The following is a 20,009-nucleotide window of genomic DNA, read 5'->3' as shown; positions in this document are numbered from 1 at the left end:
CCACACCGCCACCACTCCACACCGCCACCACTCCACACCGCCACCACTCCACACCGCCCAGAGCCGGACCGGTCCCGGCCCGGCCGCCGCGCGTACGGCCCCTACGCGGTACGACGTACGGCTCTACGCGGTACGTACGGCCCGCGTACGCCCCCACTCGCCGTGGGTACGGCCCGCCTACCGCCCGTACCGCTCCCGCAGCGCCGTCTTGAGGACCTTGTGCAGCGGGCCACCGCGCGGCAGGGCGTCGGTGACCTCCAGTTGCTCCGGCAGCTTCTGTGTCATCAGTCCGGCCGCCCGGAGATGGGCCGTCAGCGTGGCCAGGGTCGGTGCCGGGGCCGCCGGGTCGGTGAGCGTGACCACCGCGCAGACCCGCTCACCGCGCTCCCGGTCCGGCAGTCCGATCACCGCTGCCTCCGCCACCGCCGGGTGGGTGTGCAGCAGCTCCTCGACCTCCTGCGCCGAGATGTTCTCGCCCTTGCGGATGATGATGTCCTTGAGGCGCCCGGTGAGGACGAGATGCCCGTCGGGGCGGAGCCGGCCCAGGTCGCCGGTGTGGAAGTAGCCGTCGGCGTCGAACGCCTCGGCGGTCAGCGCCGGGTCCGTATAGCGCCGGAAGAGCATCGTGCCCTGGAGCGTCACCTCGCCCGGCTCCCCGGTCGCGGCCTCGCTCCCGTCCGGCCGGGCGATCCGCACCCGCGCGCCAGTCACGGGCCTGCCCACGGTCCGCGACAACTGCTCGTCGGTGTCGTACGGCGTGCCCATCGCGATCATGGGGCTCTCCGTCATGCCGTACCCGTGCACGATCGCGCACCCCAGTTCCCGGCCGGCCGCCGCGTAGAGCTCGGGCGGCATCGGCGCCCCGCCGCCGGACAGCAGCCGCAGCGACGGAATCAGCCGGCCGGCCGCCGGGCGCGCCCGCCGGTGGCGGCGTGACTCGTCCAGGAACGCCTGGTAGAACGCGGTGCTCCCGCCGGCCATCGTCACCCCGTGGCGGCGGTAGACCGCGGCCGCCTCCGCCGGCCGGAAGGTGTCCAGGACGACCGCCGGAAACCCGCTGACCAGCATGGCGATGACGTAGTCCGGACCGGCGATGTGCGCGTACGGGAAGGCGATCGAGCCGATGTCGTGCGCACCCATGCCCAGCGCGGTGGCGAGCCCGACGCCGCCGGCGAGCAGACCGGCGTCGGTGTGCTCGACGCCCTTGGGGACGGCGGTGGTGCCGGAGGTGTAGTAGATCCAGGCCGTGGCGTCGCCGTCGCGGCCCCGGCCGGTACCGTCGCGACCCTCGCCCGTACCGCCGTGCCGTCTCCCGGCCCCCGTCCCGGCCGCCCCCGTCCCGGCGGTCGCCGATCCGCCGGGCGCCGCCCCGGCCGCCGTCCCTTCACCGCGCGTGCCCCGGCCGCCCGCACCCCGGCCGTCCGCCGGACCACCCCGCGGACCGGCCGGCGGCAGCCCGTCCGCCGACGAGATGACCCGCACCCCGTCCCCGGCCACCTCGTGTGCCATCGCGGTGTAGTCGAAGCCCCGCCACCGACCCGGAACGAGCAGGTACTCCGCCGCCGAATCGGCGAGGATGAAGCCGACCTCGCGCTCCCGGTGGAGGGGGATGACGGGTATCTGTACGGCCCCGAGCCGGGCCAGCGCGAGCGAGGCGATCACCGTCTCGATCCGCGTCGGCAGCTGCCACGCCACCCGTGTCCCGGCCCCGATCCCCAGCTCCCGGAACCCGGCCGCGGCCCGCAGCGCCTCGTCCCTGACCTCGTCGAAGGTCACGGTCCGCCCGTCCCCGTCGAAGAACATCGGCGCCCCGTACGAGGCCCGTGCCCGGTAGTCGACCAGTTCCCAGAGCGTCTGTATGCGAGCGGACTCAAACACGGCGCGCCTCCTGGCTGCGAAAGGAGCGGAGCCGGGCGGGACGGGACGGGCCCGGTGCGGCTCCGGCGGGGCCGGACGGCGCGACTGTAGCAGCGAATCTGATGGGGCGTCAGGAGGCCGGGGGCGGGAGCCGGCGGCCCGGGGTCAGGAGTGCGGAGGTCCCCCGCGGCCCCGGGGGCGAACCGCCCCGAACGCGCCGCAGGGGCCGGTCTCGATGGCCCCCCTCCGTGCCATCGAAACCAGCCCCTGCGATCCCCCGGATCTTTCCTGTGTGGCCTTACTTCGTCTCGCCGAGCGGGATGTGGTGATCCTGCGGCGTGATGTCGCCGGGCTTCTTCTTGGTGGCCGGGCGGCCCACCAGATCCACCAGTTCCGCCAGGTCCGCCGGCGGGCTGGGGATGTGGTGGTCCAGCGGCTGGACCAGATCCTGGTCCTGAGTGCTCGGTGTCTTGTTACCAGTGGTCACATTGACCAACTCCTTCATGTGGGCGCTTGGGTCACAGCACCCGCCCGGCAACTCCCCCGTGGGTCGCCGGACGGGCGTGTGAGGGCCGAACACCATACTGGTGGGGCCGATCACCGAGCCGTTTGCCCCCCGAGGCGGCGGTTCGGTAGAGATGAGAGTGGACCCCGGCGATGAACGATCGATAAACGCCGACGGCGAACGTTTGACGAGCGGCTGATGCGGTGCGCCCGATCCGTTACGCCGCGGCCACGGACGCCAGGAGTTTACGCACGTCAGCGCCTTCCGGCGAGCCCAGACGGTCATAGACGGCAAGGGCCTCCGCCAAGCACACCTGCGCCCGGCCGTGGTGCCCGATACTCGCCAGGGCCTGTCCCAGGACGGTGAGGACGTTGGCGCGCCGCCATTCGCCGCCGATGTCCCGCAGGGCGGTCAGGGCCTGCTCGGCGTAGTTGGCGGCGCGTGCCGGACGGTCCGCGGCGAGGTCCACCTCGGCCAGCCTGAAGTACGTCATGCCCTCCCAGAAGCGCTGCCGGCTGTGCTGGAAGACCGTGAGAGCCTCGCTGAGTTGCTCGACCGCGTCATCGAAGCGGCCGGCCCGGGTGAAGGCCAGGCTCAAGGCGTACATGCCGTTGGCCAGCCGGCGCATGGCGCCCAACTGCCGGTAGATGGCGATGCCCGACTCCGCCAGCTCTATCGCGCTGTCCACCCGTCCGGTGTCCAGGTGCACGCGCGAGAGGTTGCACAGTGCGCTCGCCTCCGACGGGCGGTTGTGGTCCTCCCGGAAGGCGGTCAGGGCCTGGCTGAGATACGCCTCGGCATCGTCCGTGCGGTGCTGGCTGAAGGCGATGATCCCGCGGTCGTTCGGCGCGTAGGAGGCCGAGAAGGGGTCCTCGGTGGCGAGCCCCAGCAGCATCGCCGAGGTCGCGTGCTCGTCGGCCTCCTTGAACCTGCCCGCCAGGATGTGGACGTGGGTGAGGGCGACATGGACACGGGCCGCCGCGCGCTGGTCGCCGTACTTCTCGGCGGACATCAGCAGGGCCACGTTCACCTGCTCGTACTGGCGGGAGTCCGCGCCCGATTCCGTCAGGTCCTGGGCCAGCAGGAGCAGATCGGCGGCGCGGCGCAAGGTCGTGGCGTCCGTGGACTGCTGCGCGCAGGCCAGCAGGCAGCGCGCCTCGGCGAACAGCCACTCCAGTGCCGTGGTGCGGTCGGCGAACGCCAGCCCCGGGCGCTGCGCGGTCTCCATGTGGTCGACCAGACGGTCGCCGGGGCGCTCCAGCGTGTACACGGCCGCCGCCGTGGCCAGATAGAAGTCCAGCAGCCGCGACAGCGCCGCGTCCCGTTCCGTCGGCGGGTGTTCGTCCCGCTCGGCGCAGGCACGCGCGTAGAGCCGGACCAGGTCGTGGAAGCGGTAGCGGCCGGGGGCGGCGGATTCCAGCAGGCTGGCGTCGACGAGGGACTCGACGAGGTCCTCGGCGGAGTCGATGTCCATGTCGAGGAGGGCGGCCGCGGCGGCGAGCGAGAGGTCCGGGCCGTCGGCGAGGCCCAGCAGCCGGAAGGCGCGGGCCTGGTGGGGTTCCAGCTGGCCGTAGCCCAGCTCGAAGGTGGCCTTGACGGCGAGGTCACCGGCGCGCAGCTCGTCCAGCCTGCGGCGTTCGTCGGCGAGCTTGCTGGCCAGGGTGGAGACCGTCCACGTACGGCGCGCGGCCAGCCGGGAGGCGGCGATGCGGATGGCCAGCGGGAGGAAGCCGCAGGCGCCGACGACGGCCATCGCGGCCTGCCGCTCGCAGGTGACGCGCTCCTTGCCGACGATCCGGGTGAAGAGGGTCAGCGCCTCCTCGGGGCTCATCACGTCGAGGTCGATGAGATGTGCGCCGGCCAGGTCGATCAGCCGGGCGCGGCTGGTGATCAGCGCGGCGCAGCCTTCCGCGCCGGGGAGCAGCGGCCGGATCTGCGCGGCGTCGCGTGCGTTGTCCAGTAAAGCCAGCACGCGGCGTCCGGCGAGGGTGGAGCGGTAGAGGGCGGAGCGCTCCTCCAGGCCGTCGGGGATGGACGAGTCGGCGGTGCCCAGGGCGCGCAGGAAGGCGCCGAGGACGGCCTCCGGTTCGGACGGGGTGTGGCCGGCGCCCTGGAGGTCGACGTAGAGCTGACCGTCGGGGAAGTGCTCGCGGGCCGCGTGCGCGACATGGACGGCGAGGGTCGTCTTGCCGACGCCGCCGATGCCGGTGAGCGCCGAGACGGCCATCACGCTGCCCTCGGCGGTGGCGAGCTGCTCGCCGAGCTCCGCGACGAAGGTGGCCCGGCCGGTGAAGTCGGCGACCGTGGCGGGGAGTTGCTGGGGGCGGACGATGATGTGGTCGGCGGCGTCCGGGCCGTCGCTGACGGCGGGCGGCGCGTCCAGGTCGGGGTCGGCGCGCAGGATGCGGTGCTGGAGATCGGAGAGCGAGGCGCAGGGGTCGACGCCCAGTTCGTCGGCGAGCAGCCGGCGGGTGTCGGCGTAGACGGCGAGCGCCTCGGCCTGCCGGCCGCTGCGGTACAGCGCCAGCATGAGGAGTTCCCGCAGCCGCTCGCGCAGCGGGTGGGCGGCGGTCAGCGCGGTCAGCTCGGAGACGGCCTCGGCGTGGCTGCCGACCTCCAGATCGAGTTCGAGGCGGGTCTCCACCAGGGAGAGCCGCCACTCGCAGAGGCGGGTGCGCTGGGTGTCGGCGTACGGACCGGCGAGGCCGGCCAGCGGTTCGCCGTCCCACAGGGTCAGCGAGGCGTCGAGGAGGGCGCGGGCGCGCCCGCGGTCGCCCGTGGCCTTGGCCTTCTCCGCCTCGGCGGCGTACTGCTCGGCCTGGTCGAGGTCGAGGTCCAGCGGGCGGCCGTCCGCCGACCGGACCGCATAGCCGCCGGACTCGCTGACCAGGGCCGGGGCGTCGTCCCCCAGCGCCTTGCGGAGCCGGGAGGCGTAGGTGCGCAGGGCGGCGAGGGCGGCGTGCGGCGGTGCGTCGCCCCAGAGGGCGTCGACGAGTTCGGGTGCGGTGGCGGTGCGTCCACCGCGCAGCAGCAGGGCGGCGAGCAGGGCGCGTTGCTGCGGGGAGCCCGTCGCCAGTGGCGTCTCGCCGCGCCAGGCCCGCACGGGACCGAGCACGGTGAAGCGGAGCCGCCCCTGTCCCGGACCGTCGTCCATGGTGTCCTCCTGCCCTGTCCGGTCGTTCGCACTGTTCGCGCCGTTCGCATCGGTCAGTCTGCCTTGTCAGCGGCTTTTACGTCAGTAGGGGCCCGGAGCGTGCACAAAGCCTCCCCGGCCGGTGACGGCCCGGCCCGGGTGGCGCGCGGCGGAGCGCGGGTGGCGTGGCCGCCGGGTCTCCGTACGCCCCCCGGACGGTACCGAGCCCCGCGCGCGCCCCGGCCCGGCCCCTCGCCCGGTGTGCCGTTCCTGCCGCCCCACGCTACTGACGGGTCGTCAGATCGGCGCTACCGTGTGGGACATGGAGAGCTTCCCCAAGATCATCTCGGTGGACGACCACACGGTGGAGCCACCTCACGTCTGGCGGGACCGGCTCCCGTCGAAGTACCACGACATCGGTCCGCGGATCGTCCGGGCGCCGCTGACGGACATGACGTTCGTGGGCGGAAAATTCGCCCCGAAGATGGGCGTTGTGGGTGATGACGGGCCGTTGGCCGACTGGTGGGTCTACGAAGATCTGCACCGGCCGCTCACCCGCCTCGACACCGCCGTCGGCTGCTCCCGCGACGAGGTCAGGCTCGAAGGCATCACCTATGAGCAGATGCGCCCCGGTTCGTACAGCGTCCCGGAGCGGCTGGCCGACATGGACGTCAACCATGTCCAGTCCGCGCTCTGCTTCCCGACCTTCCCGCGGTTCTGCGGCCAGACCTTCACCGAGGCCAAGGACCGCGAACTGGGGCTGCTGGGGGTGCGCGCGTACAACGACTGGATGGTGGAGGAGTGGTGCGGGCCGCAGGCGGGCGGCCGGCTGATCCCGCTCACCCTCGTCCCGCTGTGGGACGCGGAACTGGCCGCCGCGGAGGTGCGGCGCAACGCGGCCCGCGGCGTCCGGGTGGTCTGCTTCAGCGAGATCCCGCCGCACCTGGGGCTGCCCAGCATCCACACCGACGACTGGGACCCGTTCCTGCGCGCCTGTGACGAGACCGGCACCGTCATCGCCATGCACATCGGCTCGTCCAGCAGGATGCCGTCCACCTCCGCCGACGCGCCGCCCGCCGTCGGCTCCACGATCACCTTCGCCAACTGCTGCTTCTCGATGGTCGACTGGCTGATGAGCGGCAAGTTCGACCGCTTCCCGAACCTGAAGATCATGTACGCCGAGGGGCAGATCGGCTGGATCCCGTACATCCTGGAGCGCGCGGACGTGGTCTGGTCGGAGAACCGTGGCTGGGGCGGCGTCGCCGACAAGGTGCTCCGCCCGCCCTCCGAACTCTTCGCCGACCACGTCTACGGCTGCTTCTTCGACGACGCCTTCGGCCTGAAGAACCTGGACGCGATCGGCGCCGGCAACGTCCTCTACGAGACCGACTACCCCCACTCCGACTCCACCTGGCCCGCCTCGCGGCAGGTCGGCGAGGCCCAGATGGGCCACCTGGCGGCGGATGTCGTCGAGCGGATCGTCCGCGGCAACGCGATCGAACTGCTGGGGCTGACCGGGGAGGGGCTGTGGGCGGGGGCGGCGGCCGGGGGCTGAGCGCACCGGCGCCGGGGGACGGGCCGGCGGGCGGCGGCCGTCCGGCGGTACCGGCGCCCGCCCGTGCCGCCGGGCCGCCGGGCCCGGGAAACCCCTGGGGTCCGGGGGGTCCGGGAGGTCCGGGTAAAGAAAGAGGGTGACGGGAGGCGCGCGCAGGCGGGATCATAGGGGCATGTCCGGGCCCCATGTCATCCGTGGTTCGGTCGTCCTTCCGGAGGCCGAGCTCGTCTGGCGGTTCTCGCGCTCCTCCGGTCCGGGCGGCCAGCACGTCAACACCAGCGACAGCCAGGTGGAGCTGCGCTTCGACCTCGCCGGCACGCAGGCGCTGCCCGAGGTGTGGAAGGAACGCGCCCTGGAGCGGCTGGCCGGCCGGCTGGTCGACGGCGTGCTGACCGTACGGGCCTCCGACCACCGCTCCCAGTGGCGCAACCGCGAGACCGCCGCCGTCCGGCTGGCCGGGCTGCTCGCCGAGGCCACCGCACCGCCGCCCAAAGCGCGCCGCAAGTCCCGGATCCCGCGCGGTATCAACGAGCGGCGGCTGCGCGAGAAGAAGCAGCGCGGCGACACCAAGCGCGGGCGCTCCGGCCGCGGCTGGGACTGAGCCGGGCCGCCACCGGGAGCGCCACCGGCGTGGTCGGCGCCCGCCAGGGGCTGTGGCGACGTCGGCGCCCGCCGGGTGCGGCCGGGCCCGGCGGCTCCCCCGTCGCCGCCGGGCCCGGCCCTCCGGCGCTCAGCCCAACTGCCGGTACTTCCCGCGGAAGTACGTCAGCGGGCCGCCGTCGTCGCCCGGGGCCGAGGCGGTCAGCACCCGGCCGATGACGAGGGTGTGATCGCCGGCCACCACCCGCTGCTCGGTCCGGCACTCCAGGACCGCCAGGGCGCCGCCGATCAGCGGGGCGCCGGCCGCTTCTCCCCGTACATGAGGAATGTCCTCGAAGAGGAGTCGGTCGCTGATGCGGCCCTTCATGGCGAATCGTCCGGCAACGTGACGCTGGTTCTCCGACAGCACCGAAACGGCCCAGAGCGGCTGATGCGCCAGAAGGTCGTCCATCCGCGAGTCGTTGCGAACGCTCACCATCACCAGCGGCGGATCCAGCGATACGGAGACGAACGCCGTGGCGGTCATGCCGACGTCCTCGCCGCGCGGTCCGTCCTCCGGATCGTGGGCGGTGATCAGCACCACACCGGCGGCGAGGCGGGACAGGGCGGCGCGGAACTCGTCGTCACTCACCCCCACAGGATGCGGGATCACCGCGCCGCCCGGCACGGGCGCGAGGCTGACGACGGGCGCGGCGGAACCGGCGGCCGGGATGGTGGCAGGGTTTTTCGTGAACACGCCAGGAACGCTAACGCCGTCCGGCCCCGGCTCGCATCGGGCCTTGGGACCACCCGTGCCCTAGGTCTGACGGCGGAGGCGGCGGATGCCCCGGATTTGCGTTCAGGAAGTGGAGAAATGCGCCAGCCGAGGCCCCCTCGGGGAGCGTCAACAAGCCCTCACTGTCTGTGACTTGAGTCACAGCGTGCAGTTATTGTTGACCCTGTGTACCGAGTGAACAGCTCACTGTGATTCAGTGAGCGTGGAATCGGACGACAAAGAATCCTGGAGTTGCTGTCGAGGTCTCAGGGGGAGCGAACGATGGAGACCGAGTCGGAGCCATACGTCCGCCTTGCGGCCCTGCGGCAGTTGCACCAGGCGGTCGCCGAGCTGACCACCGCACGTAGCCTCGCGGACACCTTGCAGACGGTCGCCGACGGCGTACTCCGCGGGCTCGGCTACGAGCTGGCCGCGGTCAATCTGGTCCGCCCGGACGGCGATCTCGTCGTCGCCGCGGTGGCCGGCAGCCCGGCCGCCGAGGCGCTGATGGCCGGGCGGGTCGGTTCCCGGACCTCCTGGGACCGCAGACTGGCGATGGGGGAGCGGTGGGGCGATCTGTGCTTCATTCCGCACACCGAGGGCTGGGTGCTGGACGACGACGATGTCCCGCAGTGGCACACCGACGGGCCCGTGCCCCGGTTCCCCGACGAGTGGCACGCCAGGGACCGCCTCTTCGCGCCCCTGTACATGGCGCCCAACGGCGGCGGCGAGCTGCTCGGGGTGATCTCCGTCGACCGGCCGCGCAACGGCCGGCGCCCCGGAGCCTGGGGCCGGGAGGCCCTCCAGATGTACGCCTTCCAGGCCGCCATCGCGATCAGCAACGCCCGGTTGCGGGCCAATATGCAGCGCGCGCTGGTCCGGCTGGAGCGCGAGCAGCAGGCCCTGCGCGCCAGCGAGGAGAGCTTCCGGCAGGCGTTCGAGTACGCGCCGAGCGGGATGGCGGTCGCCGAGATGGGCGGTGACGACCACGGCCGGCTGGTGCGCACCAACGACGCGCTCTGCCGGCTGCTGGGCCGCCCGGCCGCCGCGCTGCGCCGCTCCTCCTTCTCCGACATCGTCCACCCCGAGGACATCGGCACCCTGCTGCGCACCTCCGCCGAGGGCGGCCGGGCCGAGCTGCGGCTGGCCCGCCGGGACGGCACCTACGTCTGGGTCTCGCTGCGCAACTCCGTCGTCGCCGACACCACCGACGGGCCCCGGTTCCTGCTCACGCACGTCGAGGACATCGAGGAGCGCAAGCGGCACGAGCTCCAGCTCGCGCACCGCGCCAGCCACGACTCGCTGACCGGTCTGCCCAACAGCGCCGAGCTGCGGGCCCGGCTCGGCGCCCGGCTGTGCTCCAGCCCGCCGGCCCCGCTCGCGGCGGCGTTCGCCGCCTCGGCCGCGGCCTGTGCCGACCCGAGCGACCCGCGCAGCTTCCGGCCGGGCGGCCCCGAGCCGTTCGACGGGCTCGAAGGCTTCGAGGGCATGAGCCCGGTCCCGTACGACCACCACGTCCATCTCGTCGCGCCGGCCGAGGGCCCGGCGGACGACGGGGCCAAGGGGCTCGCGGTCCTCTTCTGCGATCTCGACGGCTTCAAGTCCATCAACGACCGCTTCGGGCACCACACCGGCGACGCGGTGCTGATCGAGGTCGCCCGCAGGCTGACCAGCGGCGTCCGGGACGGCGATACGGTCGCCCGGCTCGGCGGCGACGAGTTCGTGGTGCTCGCCGACGGCCTCGGTACGGCCGACGCCGAGGACCTCGCGGTCCGGCTGCGGAGCGCCATCGTCCCGCCGATCCGGGTGGACGGCCGGGCGGTCCGGGTGGGTGCCAGCTTCGGCATCGGCTGGGCGAGCTGCGGTATGACCGCCGAGGAGGTGCTGGCCTCGGCCGACCAGCGGATGTACGTCGAGAAGCGCTCCCGGTCGAAGGGGAACCGGCGGGCGGCGGGCTGACCGGCCGGGGTGCGCGGCCACGGGCCCGGGTGCGCCGCCGTGGACCGGAGCGCGACGGTGCGGACGGCCGTCGTACGATGCCTCACCCCGCGCATCCGCCGCACGCGCCGCAATCCGTACCGGCCTACCAGCCGTTCACCGATCTGTAGCGATCTTGTGGCCGCTGCGGCGCGCCGTCCGAAAAGCCGAAAGAGGTAGGCTGCGCCGATGCGGCGCGGCGCCGCCGGGAGTCCGGAAAAGACAGTTCGCGCGGATATGTGCGAACGCGCGGATACCTGCGCACACATACAGGCACGCACAGACGCGTACAGACCGTTGGGGAGTGACACGGAATGACGGCCGGTAAAAACGGCGCGGACACGCCGGAGAACGACGACCCGTTCGCCTACCTCTACCGCCAGGAGGGCGGCGAGGGCGGTTCGGCGGGCTCGGCGGGCGAGGGTGCGCCGACGCGGCAGCCGGGTGTCCCGCGGACCTCCTACAACAACGTGCGCGCGGTCGGCGAGCGGCAGTACGGCGCCCCGCAGCAGGCCCCGCAGCCGGGCTACGGGCAGCAGCCGGGCCAGGGCCAGCAGCCGGGTTACGGGCAGCAGCCCGGTTACGGCCAGCAGAACGCCCACTACGCCGCACCGGAGACGCTGCCCGGCGGTGACCGCACCCGTCCCGTCCCGGGGCAGGGCCACGGTGACCGGCAGCCGCCCCGCCGCCGCAACGGCCTGCTGATCGCCGCCGTCGCCGTGGTCGCGGTGGTCTGCGTGGGCATCGGCGTCGCGATGGTCACCAACGGCAAGGACGACACCAAGAAGGACGCCCAGGGCACGCCGGGTCCGACGGCCGCCGAGTCGGTCAAGGAGAGCGATTCGCCGCCGCCGTCCCCGACCACCAAGCCCACCCCCGGCGAGCTGCCCAAGCTCGACGCGGGCAGCATGCGGCTGGACGGCGGCGCGAGCTCGGCGAAGGACGTCCCGGGCGCGCGGTCGGCGAGCGGTTCGTATATAGCCGGCATGAACACGCCCGGCGCGTCGGCCACGTGGACGCTCAATGTCGACAAGGCCGGTCAGTACAAGTTCTGGGTCGGCTACGGCGTGCCAGGCAAGGACGCGAACCTCACGATAGGCGTGAACGGCAAGGCGGAGAGCCGGCCGATCAGCATGAAGAACTACACCGGCGCGAGCGAGGGCGCCTGGGACAAGGGCTGGACCAACTCCTGGTCCCTTGTGCAGCTCAACAAGGGCACGAACACCCTCCGGCTGTCCTGCGAGAGCGGCAATCAGTGCGATGTGAACATCGATCAGGTCTGGCTGACGGAGGCCAAGTGAGGCCCGGCACCCGCGGGTGACGGGCGGCGGGTGCTCCCCGGCGTCCGCGCCGGCCGGGCCTCGCCCGTTTCCTCAGGCCGCCGTCGGGCGGTCCGTCACCACGACGTGCGGCAGCAGCTCCGCGTAGACCGCCGGGTCGAACTCGCCCGCCGCCGGGGCCCGTACGGTCGCGGCCGACAGGGCCACCGCGCGGGACAGCCGCTCCGGCCAGGGCAGATCCTCCACCAGACCGGACAGCAGGCCCGCCACCGCCGAGTCGCCGGCGCCGGTCGGGTTCCCGGCGATCCGCCGCGGCGGGGCGGCCTGCCAGGCGCCGTCGGCGGTCACCAGCAGCATGCCGTCCGCGCCCAGGGAGGCGGCCACCGCATGGGCGCCGCGGCGGCGGGTGTCACGGGCGGCGCGCAGCGGTTCGGTGCTGCCGGTGAGGGCGGCGAGTTCATCGGCGTTGGGCTTGGCGAGGTCGGGGCGGGCGGCCAGGCCGCGGCGGAGCGGTTCCCCGCTGGTGTCCAGGAGGACCGGGACGCCGGCGGTGCGCGCGACGCGGGTGAGGCGGGCGTAGACATCGACCGGGACGCCCGGCGGCAGACTGCCGCACAGGGCCACCGCCCGCGCGTCGCCCAGCAGTTCGCGGTAGGTGCCGAGGAAGGTGTGCCATTCGGCGGGGGAGACGGTCGGGCCCGGTTCGTTGAGCTGGGTGGTGTCGCCGGTGGACTCGTCGACGACGGCGACGGTGCGGCGGGTCGCGCCGCCGACCGGCACCAGGGCGTCGGCGACGTCGGTCTCCTGGGTGAGCAGGGCGCGCAGCGCCTCGCCGGTGCCGCCGCCCGCGAAACCGGTGGCGACGGCGCGGTGGCCGAGCGAGGCCAGCACCCGGGCGACGTTCAGCCCCTTGCCGCCGGGGCGTTCGGCGACGTCGGTGACCCGGTGGGTGCGGTGCGGGTGGAGCCGGGGCACGCGGTAGGTGATGTCCAGGGCGGCGTTCAGCGTGACCGTGAGGATCATGGCTCCCCCTCCGGGCGGTCGTGGACCGGACGGCCGTGGGTCTGGCAACCGAGCGGTGCGGCGGCATACGGACAAGTGCGCGAGCGATCATGCCATCGCGAACGGTGGTTGGCCCAGACCCGGGCCAACCACCGTGTGGTGCACATCCATCCGGCGGACGGCCGCCGTGCCGTCCTGTCCGGCGCTCAGACGCCGTCCGGGCGCACCAGCCACTCACCCCGCCGCATGACGCCCACCAGGTCGTACGCGGAGTCCAGCACCACGAGGTCGGCGTCCTTGCCGGTCTCCAGGGAGCCCGCCCGGTCGTCGATGCCCAGCAGCCGGGCCGGATTGGCGGAAAGTGCCTGTACGGCCTGGCCGACCGTCAGCCTGTCGATGGTGACGGCGCGTTTGAAGGCGCGGTCCAGAGTGAGGGTGGAACCGGCGATCGAGCCGGCCGTCGGGCCCTCGCTGATCCGGGCGACGCCGTCCTTGACCTCGACCCGCATCGGGCCGAGCGGGTACATACCGTCGTTCATACCGGCCGCGCCCATCGCGTCCGTGATGAACGCGACGCGCCCGGCACCCGCGTCGCGGAAGGCCATCTCCAGGATGGCGGGGTGCAGATGGGTGCCGTCGTTGATCAGCTCGACGGTGATCCGCTCGTCCTCCAGGAGGGCCGCGACCGGGCCCGGCGCACGGTGCCCCAGGCCGGGCATCGCGTTGAAGAGGTGGGTGGCGACGGTGGCACCCGCGTCGATGGCCTCGCGGGTGGCGTCGTAGCCGGAGTCGGTGTGGCCGATGGCGGCGATCACGCCGGCGTCGGCCAGCAGCCGTACGGACTCCAGACCGCCGGGCAGCTCCGGGGCGATCGTCATCATCGCCGCCGCGCCGTGCGCCGCGTCGATGAGCTTGCGGACGTCGGCCGGGTCCGGGTCGCGCAGCAGCTCGGGCTGGTGGGCGCCGCAGCGGTGCGGGGAGATGAACGGGCCCTCGAAGTGGATACCGACCAGTTCGCCCTGCTGGACGAGCTCGGCGAGCACCGCGGCCTGCCGGGCGAGGTCGTCCAGATCGCCGGTGACGGTGGAGGCGGCCATCGAGGTGGTGCCGTGCCGGCGGTGGGTGTCGGCGACGGTCAGGCACTCCTCGGGATCGGCGGAGGAGAAGGAGCCGCCGCCCCCGCCGTGCACATGCATATCGACGAAGCCCGGGACGACGAGGTGGCCGGAGAGATCGACGGTGACCGCGTCCGTGCCGTGGCGGCCCTGATCGGCCTGATCGCCCTGACCGCCGTGGTCGTCGGCGATGCGGGTGCCCTCGATCGCGATCCGGCCGTTCTCGACGACGCCGGACGGACGGGCGATCCGGGCGCCGGTCAGGAGGGTGCGCCGGTGGTCCGCGGGTTGTTGCTGTGCCATCAGGCGGTTACCTCCGTGGAGAGAAGATCCCAGGCGAGCAGTCCTGCGCCCAGGCATCCGGCGGCGTCCCCGAGGGCGGCCGGAACGATCGAGGGGAGCCGCTGGAACGTCACGCGCCGGCGGACCGCTTCCCGCAGCGGTACGAACAGCGTGTCGCCCGCCTCCGCGAGGCCGCCGCCGATGATCATCGTCTGCGGGTCGAGCAGGGTGAGCCCGGTGACCAGGCCGTCGGCGAGGGCGTCCACCGCGGTCTGCCAGACGGCGTGGGCCCGTTCGTCGCCGGCCGCCACGGCCCTGGCCGCGTCCGCGGCGCCGGCCTGCGGATCGCCGCAGGCCGCGGCCCACTCGCGGCCGACCGCCGCGGCCGAGGCCAGCGTCTCCAGACAGCCGCGCTGGCCGCAGGCGCAGGCGCGCCCGCCGGGCCGTACGACGATGTGGCCGATCTCGCCCGCGCTGCCGTGGGCGCCGGCCTCGATGCGGCCCGTGATGCCGATGGCGCCCGCGATACCGGTGCCCAGCGGAACGAAGAGGAAGCGGTCGGCATCCTTGCCGGCGCCTATCCGGCCCTCGGCCAGCCCGCCGGTGCGTACGTCGTGGCCGAGGGCGACCGGGACACCGCCCAGCCGTTCGGAGAGCAGCGCCCGCATCGGGATGTCCCGCCAGCCGATGTTGGAGGCGTAGACGGCGATGCCGGCGCCTTCGTCGACGATGCCGGGGACCGCGACCCCGGCGGCCAGCGCGGTACTGCCGAACCGTTCCTGCCCGATGGCGCTCAGCTCGGCGGCGAAGCCGAGTACGGTCTCGACGACCGCGTCGGGGCCGCGCTCCCGGCCGGTCGGGCGCCGTGCCTCGTAGAGCAGCGTGCCGTCCGGCCCGGCGAGGGCGGCCTTCATCCCGGTGCCGCCCACATCAAGGGCGATGACGTGTTTCACGGGAACAGTTTCGCGCGATCTGCCATAAAAGGTCTAGTCCACTCGCGGAGCGGTTCGTCTTTCCCGCCGGGATTTTCGTCACCGTTCCTCCTTCTGGCGTCCTGTAGCGCACCCCGCTGACCTGCGCAGATGTGGGGTGATATCGAACTGAAACGGTAGGTGGTGTAGACCTTGTGTCGGTACGCGGGAGAGACTCTTGGTTCATGGCGGTTGAAAGTGACCCCTGTACCACCGGCATACCCGGCAAGCGTGAATCTTCGGGACAGAAGGCGGTAACGGCAGTGCAGCGGCGGTACTTGGGCCTGGCGGCGGCGGGACTCGCCGCAGTCATGACACTGACCCTCACTTCCTGCGGCAGTGGCTCGGACGGCGGCGACGCGGTCACCCTCAAACTCGTCGCGGCCGACTACGGCGACAGCAAGGCCAACAGCTCCCAGAAGTACTGGGACCGGCTCAGCCGCGCCTTCGAACAGGCCAACCCCAAGATCAAGATCGATGTCCAGGTCTACAGCTGGACGGAGGTCGACAAGAAGGTCGAGGACCTCGTCAAGGCCGGCAAGGCCCCGGACATGGCGCAGGTCGGCGCGTACGCCGACTACGCGGCCAAGGGCCGCCTCTACAGCGCCGACCAGCTGCTCTCGATACCCACCCAGGCCGATTTCACCCCCGCCCTCGCGGAGGCCGGCGAGTACCACCGCACCCAGTACGGCATGCCGTTCGGCGCCAGCACCCGGCGGCTCTTCTACAACAAGAAGCTGTTCGCCGAGGCCGGTATCACCGACCCGCCGCAGAGCTGGGCGGACGTCGCCCGCGACGCCGGCCGGCTGAAGGCACGCGGCGTCAAGATGCCGTTCGCGCTGCCGCTCGGCCCCGAGGAGACCCAGGCCGAGACGCTGCTGTGGATGCTCGGCGGTGGCGGCGGCTACACCGACAGCATCGGCAAGTACGCGATCGACTCGCCGGAGAACGTCAAGACCTTCGAATGGCTCCGCACGGAGCTCGTCGGCAAGGGCCTGACCGGCGCCAGCCCCGCCAAGCTCAACCGCGAGGACGCCTTCGCGGCGTTCGCGGACGGCGAGGTCGGCATGCTCAACGGCCACCCGACCCTGATGAAGCAGGCCGAGGCCAAGGGCATCGACTACGGCACCGTCGAACTGCCCGGCGCCGGCGGCAAGGCCAAGTCCACCATGGGCGTCGCCGACTGGATGATGGCCTTCAAACAGAACGGCCACCAGGCACAGGTCGGCAAGTTCCTGGACTTCGTCTACAGCGAGAAGAACGTCCTGGACTTCTCCGGCACCTACGGCCTGCTGCCGGTCACCACCTCCGCCTCCGAGGCGATGCTGGCCGACGGCAAGTACAGCAAGCTGCACAGCTTCCTCAAGCAGCTCAAGAACGCCGAGTTCTACCCGGCGAACAAGACCTCCTGGCCGCTGGTCTCCAAGACCCTCAAGGCCAAGATGGGCACCGTGGTCGGCCCGCGGGGCAACCCGGCCGGCGTCCTCACCGACATCCAGCACCTCGCCGACCGGGCGGACAGCGCCGCCGAATGAGCCCGCGCCCGGCGCACCGGCCGCTGTCCGACCGTGGGCTTATCGTGGAAACGTGATGACGAGCGGTACGGGCGGCGGCGCGGAGCACGGCGCCGGAGGCGACGAGACCGCCGGCACCGGCACGGACGGCGCACCCGGACCGGCCGCGGCGGATACCACGGCGGACGGCGTGGCCGCCGCCGCGGCCGGTGCCCGTACGGCGCCGCTCTCCACCCGGGACGAAGCGGTGCTCGCCGTCGAGCGGCGCTCCTGGCCGAGCCCCGGCGCCAAGGAGCGCGTCATCCGTGAGCGGCTCGGCATCTCCCCGACCCGCTACTACCAACTCCTCAACGCCCTGCTCGACGACCCGCGCGCGCTCGCCCACGACGCGGTCACCGTCAACCGCCTGCGCCGGGTACGCGACGCCCGCCGGGCCCGCCGCTGAGGCGACCGCGCGCCGCCGGCCGCCGGGTCACCCCGCCGCGCCGCGCCATCGGGTCACCCCGCCGCGGCACCGGAGCGCCCCGCGTCCGCCGTCCCGATGCTCCCGTTCACCCCACGCGCGCCCACGCGCCACCGATAGGGTCGGCGCCATGGGCAGCCCCCCGAACGCCGCGCCGACGCCGAGCCCCGAGCCGGCCCCGCATCCCCGAGCGACGCCGGACCCCGCACCGGCCCCGGACACGGCACAGCCCCGCAGCTCCGAGCCGCCGGCAGCCACGCCGCCCGTCCCGGTGCCCGGTACCCAGGCCGGCCGCGACGGCCTCGCCGCGCTGCTGGCCCGTCCCGAACAGGCCGTCATCGCCATCGACTTCGACGGCACCCTGGCCGATATCGTCCCCGACCCGGCGCAGGCCCGCGCCCACCCCGGCGCCGCCGCCGCGCTCGGCCGGCTCGCCCCGCGGCTGCGCGCCGCCGCGGTGATCACCGGCCGCCCGGCCGGTGTCGCGGTCGCCCTCGGCGGCGTGGCCGGCGTCCCCGGGCTGGAACACCTCGTCGTCCTCGGCCACTACGGCGCCGAGCGCTGGGACGCGGCGACCGCCACCGTCCGGGCCCCCGCCCCGCACCCCGGTATCGCCGCCGTGCAGGCCGAACTCCCCGGCGTCCTGGACCGCTCCGGCGTCTGGCGGGGCACCTGGGTCGAAACGGCCGTCGAGACCAAGGGCGGCCGCGCCATCGCCGTCCACACCCGTCGCGCCGACGACCCCCAGGCCGCCTTCGACCGGCTGCGGGCCCCGCTGGCCGCGCTCGCCGAACGCCACGGCCTGGTCGTCGAGCCCGGCCGGCTGGTCCTGGAACTGCGCCCGCCCGGTATGGACAAGGGCGTCGCGCTGGCCGGCTGGGTGCGGGAGACCGGCGCCACGACCGTGCTCTACATGGGCGACGACCTCGGCGACCTGGCCGCCTTCGCCGCCGTCGAGGAACTGCGCTCCGGCGGCCTGACCGGCGTGCTGGTGTGCAGCGGCAGCGACGAGGTCACCGAACTCGCCGAGCGCGCCGACCTGGTGGTCGACGGTCCGCGGGGCGTCGTGGGCCTGCTGACCGCCCTCGCGGACCGGCTCGCCGCCTCCTGAGGCGCTGCCGCGGGCCCACCGGGCCCGCGGCGTCACCGGCCGGGCCTGGGGAGCTACTGGTCGAGACCGAGGACGGACTCCGCCGTCGTCCAGTCGTGCGCGATGGCCCGCTGCGCCTTGGTCAGCTCGGCCTTGCCCGAACAGATCGCGGACTTGAGGCGGTTCTCCACCCGGTCCTTGGGGTTGTTGGGCCCGGAGCCCGGCTTGTGCCCCGGGGACGGGGGCTCGGCCCACAGGTTGCGCGGGTCGTTGGGGTCGCCGCCCAGTTCCAGGCTGATGAGGTGGTCGTACTCGGCGTCGTGCAGGCTGCCGGTATAGCCGTACGACGCGGCGTTGGCCTTCTTCTCGCGGCCGGTGATGCTCGCCGGGGGCCGGATACCGGAGGTGTAGCCCTTGTGGCAGATCGTCGTCTTCAACGTCGCCGGTGTGACCTTGGGGTTCGTCGCCCCGGGCGTGCACTTCGGGTCGGGGAGCGGCTGTTTGTCGGCGGTGTACCGGAAGTGGCAGGAACCGGGGGCGGGCTGCTGCTGCACCGTGTACGCGGACTGCGGACCGGGCCCCACCGGTATCGGCGGCTCGCTCGCCACGGCGGAGGGGGGCACCGCCCCGGGGTGCGGTGAGCCGCCCTTGGCATCGGCGGGGGACTGGCCGGACGAGCATCCGGTGACGGCGGCCACGAGCGCGGCGGAGGCCGCGAGCACGGCCCAGCGTGCGGTATTCGGCATGACGGAGGACTACCCAGCGGCGGTGCGGTCCAGCCGGGGCGGCGGAAGCGCGGCGGCCACCGCCGCCCTGCGTACGCGCCGGGCGTACGCCGTCCGTCAGCCGTCCGTCAGCTGTCGCCCCCGCGCCGGAAGCGGTCGCCCACCACGCCCTGGTCGGTCTCCCACCAGGGGCGCGTCAGCTCCGGCTGCGGTACGGCCGGCGCGCCGGTGCCGCTCGATGCGTCCGGGCCGGCCGGCGTATCCGGCACCCCCGGCGCCGCCGCTACCGTCGCCAGTTCGCGGTCCAGGCGGGCGTCCAGCGCCGCCGTCTTCCCGCGCTCGGACCGTACCCACTCCGCGAAGACCGCGATGAGGAAGGGCAGCCCGACCAGTTCGGCGATGGTCAGCATCAGCCCGCCGCCGATCATCTGGTCGAGCTGCGGGCTGGGGTCCCAGGGGCGGTGGTGGGCGGTGTACCAGCCGCCCGCGATCAGCGTGCCGCTGGTCATCACCACGATGCCGGGCACCGCGTCGACCAGCCCGTCGACCAGCACGAGGAGCGCCCGCACCGGATGGCTGCACCATGCGGGCAGCAGCGCCTCACGGGTGAGCATCGGCAGGACGAAGAGGCAGCCGACGACCAGCAGTTGCAGATACATCAGCTCGTGCAGCGGACCGTGCCGCAGCGCCGTCGGGAAGTACGGCGTGAAGTAGATGGCCAGCTCGGAGGAGAGCACCAGAACGGTACTGACCAGGGGGAACGTCAGCAGTCGCAGGACGCGGCCGGAGAGCGCGCCGCGCAGCCACCGGGCGGTCGGCGTCCGCTCGTCCAGCGCCCGCAGCGCCAGCGCCAGCGGGTCGCCGAGCGCCAGGCCGAGCGGGGCGATCAGGTCGAGGACGATGTTCTGCACCGCGGCGGGCCAGAACAGCTCGTGGTCGTAGACCGCCAGCCCGGACATGGTCGCCACCACGATCGCGCCGAGCCCGATGCCCGCGAACGCCACGGTCCGGGCGACCGGCCACCGCTCACCGCGGCGCGCCAGCCGCACGACGCCCCAGGCGTAGAGGCCGCCCAGCAGCAGCACCAGGACGAGCGCGTACGGATCCAGCTGCCAGCTGCCTGCCAGCCGACCCGCGGTCAGCTCCGGCAAACCGGCCGAAAGCGTTGTCACTGTCACGGACCACC

At 73.3% G+C, this 20,009-nt stretch carries 16 protein-coding genes; 7 read left to right on the top strand and 9 right to left on the bottom strand.

Annotated features, from left to right (window positions below; genetic code table 11):
- Positions 1-177: 177 nt before the first annotated feature.
- The 3 genes from ACLJWH_RS11415 to ACLJWH_RS11405 all read right to left on the bottom strand — a co-directional run bounded on the left by ACLJWH_RS11415 (position 178) and on the right by ACLJWH_RS11405 (position 5,516).
- Positions 178-1,878, bottom strand: coding sequence for a class I adenylate-forming enzyme family protein (locus ACLJWH_RS11415; protein ID WP_411141528.1), 1,701 nt, complete (start codon positions 1,876-1,878; stop codon positions 178-180).
- A gap of 277 nt (positions 1,879-2,155) precedes the next feature.
- Positions 2,156-2,344 (bottom strand): hypothetical protein, encoded by a 189-nt coding sequence (locus tag ACLJWH_RS11410; RefSeq protein ID WP_381681231.1) that lies wholly within the window; start codon positions 2,342-2,344, stop codon positions 2,156-2,158.
- Between the two features lie 235 nt (positions 2,345-2,579).
- Entirely contained in the window at positions 2,580-5,516 is a 2,937-nt protein-coding gene (locus ACLJWH_RS11405; protein WP_411141527.1) for a BTAD domain-containing putative transcriptional regulator, read from the bottom strand.
- Between the two features lie 301 nt (positions 5,517-5,817).
- On the opposite strand from ACLJWH_RS11405, the gene ACLJWH_RS11400 reads away from it, so the two are divergent.
- Complete coding sequence (locus tag ACLJWH_RS11400) at positions 5,818-7,050, top strand: amidohydrolase family protein (protein WP_411141526.1); 1,233 nt, start codon at positions 5,818-5,820, stop codon at positions 7,048-7,050.
- Positions 7,051-7,222: 172 nt separating this feature from the next.
- The gene (gene arfB, locus ACLJWH_RS11395) at positions 7,223-7,651 is read left to right on the top strand and encodes an alternative ribosome rescue aminoacyl-tRNA hydrolase ArfB (RefSeq protein ID WP_411141525.1); all 429 of its coding nucleotides are present in this window, start codon (positions 7,223-7,225) and stop codon (positions 7,649-7,651) included.
- A gap of 129 nt (positions 7,652-7,780) precedes the next feature.
- Here arfB and ACLJWH_RS11390 read toward each other — a convergent pair whose 3' ends face one another.
- Positions 7,781-8,386 carry a flavin reductase family protein gene (locus ACLJWH_RS11390; protein ID WP_411141524.1) on the bottom strand — a complete coding sequence of 202 codons (606 nt, stop codon included), beginning with the start codon at positions 8,384-8,386 and terminating at the stop codon, positions 7,781-7,783.
- A 300-nt stretch (positions 8,387-8,686) separates the two neighbouring features.
- On the opposite strand from ACLJWH_RS11390, the gene cdgB reads away from it, so the two are divergent.
- Together cdgB and ACLJWH_RS11380 are read left to right on the top strand one after the other, a co-directional pair.
- A complete protein-coding gene (cdgB, locus tag ACLJWH_RS11385) occupies positions 8,687-10,363 on the top strand; it encodes a diguanylate cyclase CdgB (protein WP_411141523.1) in 1,677 nt (558 codons plus the stop codon).
- 332 nt (positions 10,364-10,695) lie between these two features.
- Positions 10,696-11,682 (top strand): carbohydrate-binding protein, encoded by a 987-nt coding sequence (locus ACLJWH_RS11380; RefSeq protein ID WP_411141522.1) that lies wholly within the window; start codon positions 10,696-10,698, stop codon positions 11,680-11,682.
- 72 nt (positions 11,683-11,754) lie between these two features.
- On the opposite strand, the gene ACLJWH_RS11375 is transcribed toward ACLJWH_RS11380, so the two are convergent.
- The 3 genes from ACLJWH_RS11375 to ACLJWH_RS11365 all read right to left on the bottom strand — a co-directional run bounded on the left by ACLJWH_RS11375 (position 11,755) and on the right by ACLJWH_RS11365 (position 15,013).
- The gene (locus tag ACLJWH_RS11375; RefSeq protein WP_411141521.1) at positions 11,755-12,684 is read right to left on the bottom strand and encodes a 1-phosphofructokinase family hexose kinase; all 930 of its coding nucleotides are present in this window, start codon (positions 12,682-12,684) and stop codon (positions 11,755-11,757) included.
- Between the two features lie 185 nt (positions 12,685-12,869).
- Positions 12,870-14,081 carry an N-acetylglucosamine-6-phosphate deacetylase gene (gene nagA / locus ACLJWH_RS11370; protein WP_411141520.1) on the bottom strand — a complete coding sequence of 404 codons (1,212 nt, stop codon included), beginning with the start codon at positions 14,079-14,081 and terminating at the stop codon, positions 12,870-12,872.
- Positions 14,081-15,013 carry an ROK family protein gene (locus ACLJWH_RS11365; protein ID WP_411141519.1) on the bottom strand — a complete coding sequence of 311 codons (933 nt, stop codon included), beginning with the start codon at positions 15,011-15,013 and terminating at the stop codon, positions 14,081-14,083. Before ACLJWH_RS11365 ends, nagA begins: the two co-directional genes overlap by 1 nt.
- Before the next feature lie 329 nt (positions 15,014-15,342).
- On the opposite strand from ACLJWH_RS11365, the gene ACLJWH_RS11360 reads away from it, so the two are divergent.
- The 3 genes from ACLJWH_RS11360 (at position 15,343) to otsB (ending at position 18,119) form a co-directional block, all read left to right on the top strand.
- Entirely contained in the window at positions 15,343-16,566 is a 1,224-nt protein-coding gene (locus ACLJWH_RS11360; RefSeq protein WP_411141518.1) for an extracellular solute-binding protein, read from the top strand.
- Between the two features lie 55 nt (positions 16,567-16,621).
- Positions 16,622-16,990, top strand: a complete 369-nt coding sequence (locus ACLJWH_RS11355; RefSeq protein ID WP_411141517.1) for a DUF3263 domain-containing protein — start codon at positions 16,622-16,624, stop codon at positions 16,988-16,990.
- Between the two features lie 148 nt (positions 16,991-17,138).
- Entirely contained in the window at positions 17,139-18,119 is a 981-nt protein-coding gene (gene otsB, locus ACLJWH_RS11350) for a trehalose-phosphatase (RefSeq protein WP_411141516.1), read from the top strand.
- 53 nt (positions 18,120-18,172) lie between these two features.
- Here otsB and ACLJWH_RS11345 read toward each other — a convergent pair whose 3' ends face one another.
- Together ACLJWH_RS11345 and ACLJWH_RS11340 are read right to left on the bottom strand one after the other, a co-directional pair.
- Entirely contained in the window at positions 18,173-18,844 is a 672-nt protein-coding gene (locus tag ACLJWH_RS11345) for a hypothetical protein (protein ID WP_411141515.1), read from the bottom strand.
- Between the two features lie 107 nt (positions 18,845-18,951).
- Complete coding sequence (locus tag ACLJWH_RS11340; RefSeq protein ID WP_411141802.1) at positions 18,952-19,995, bottom strand: cytochrome c oxidase assembly protein; 1,044 nt, start codon at positions 19,993-19,995, stop codon at positions 18,952-18,954.
- Positions 19,996-20,009: the final 14 nt, after the last annotated feature.

The sequence above is a fragment of the Streptomyces sp. x-80 genome, assembly GCF_046549095.1.
Lineage (GTDB): Bacteria > Actinomycetota > Actinomycetes > Streptomycetales > Streptomycetaceae > Streptomyces > Streptomyces celluloflavus.
Note: the sequence above shows the minus strand (reverse complement) of the source record. Positions and strands in the feature narration are given on the sequence as shown.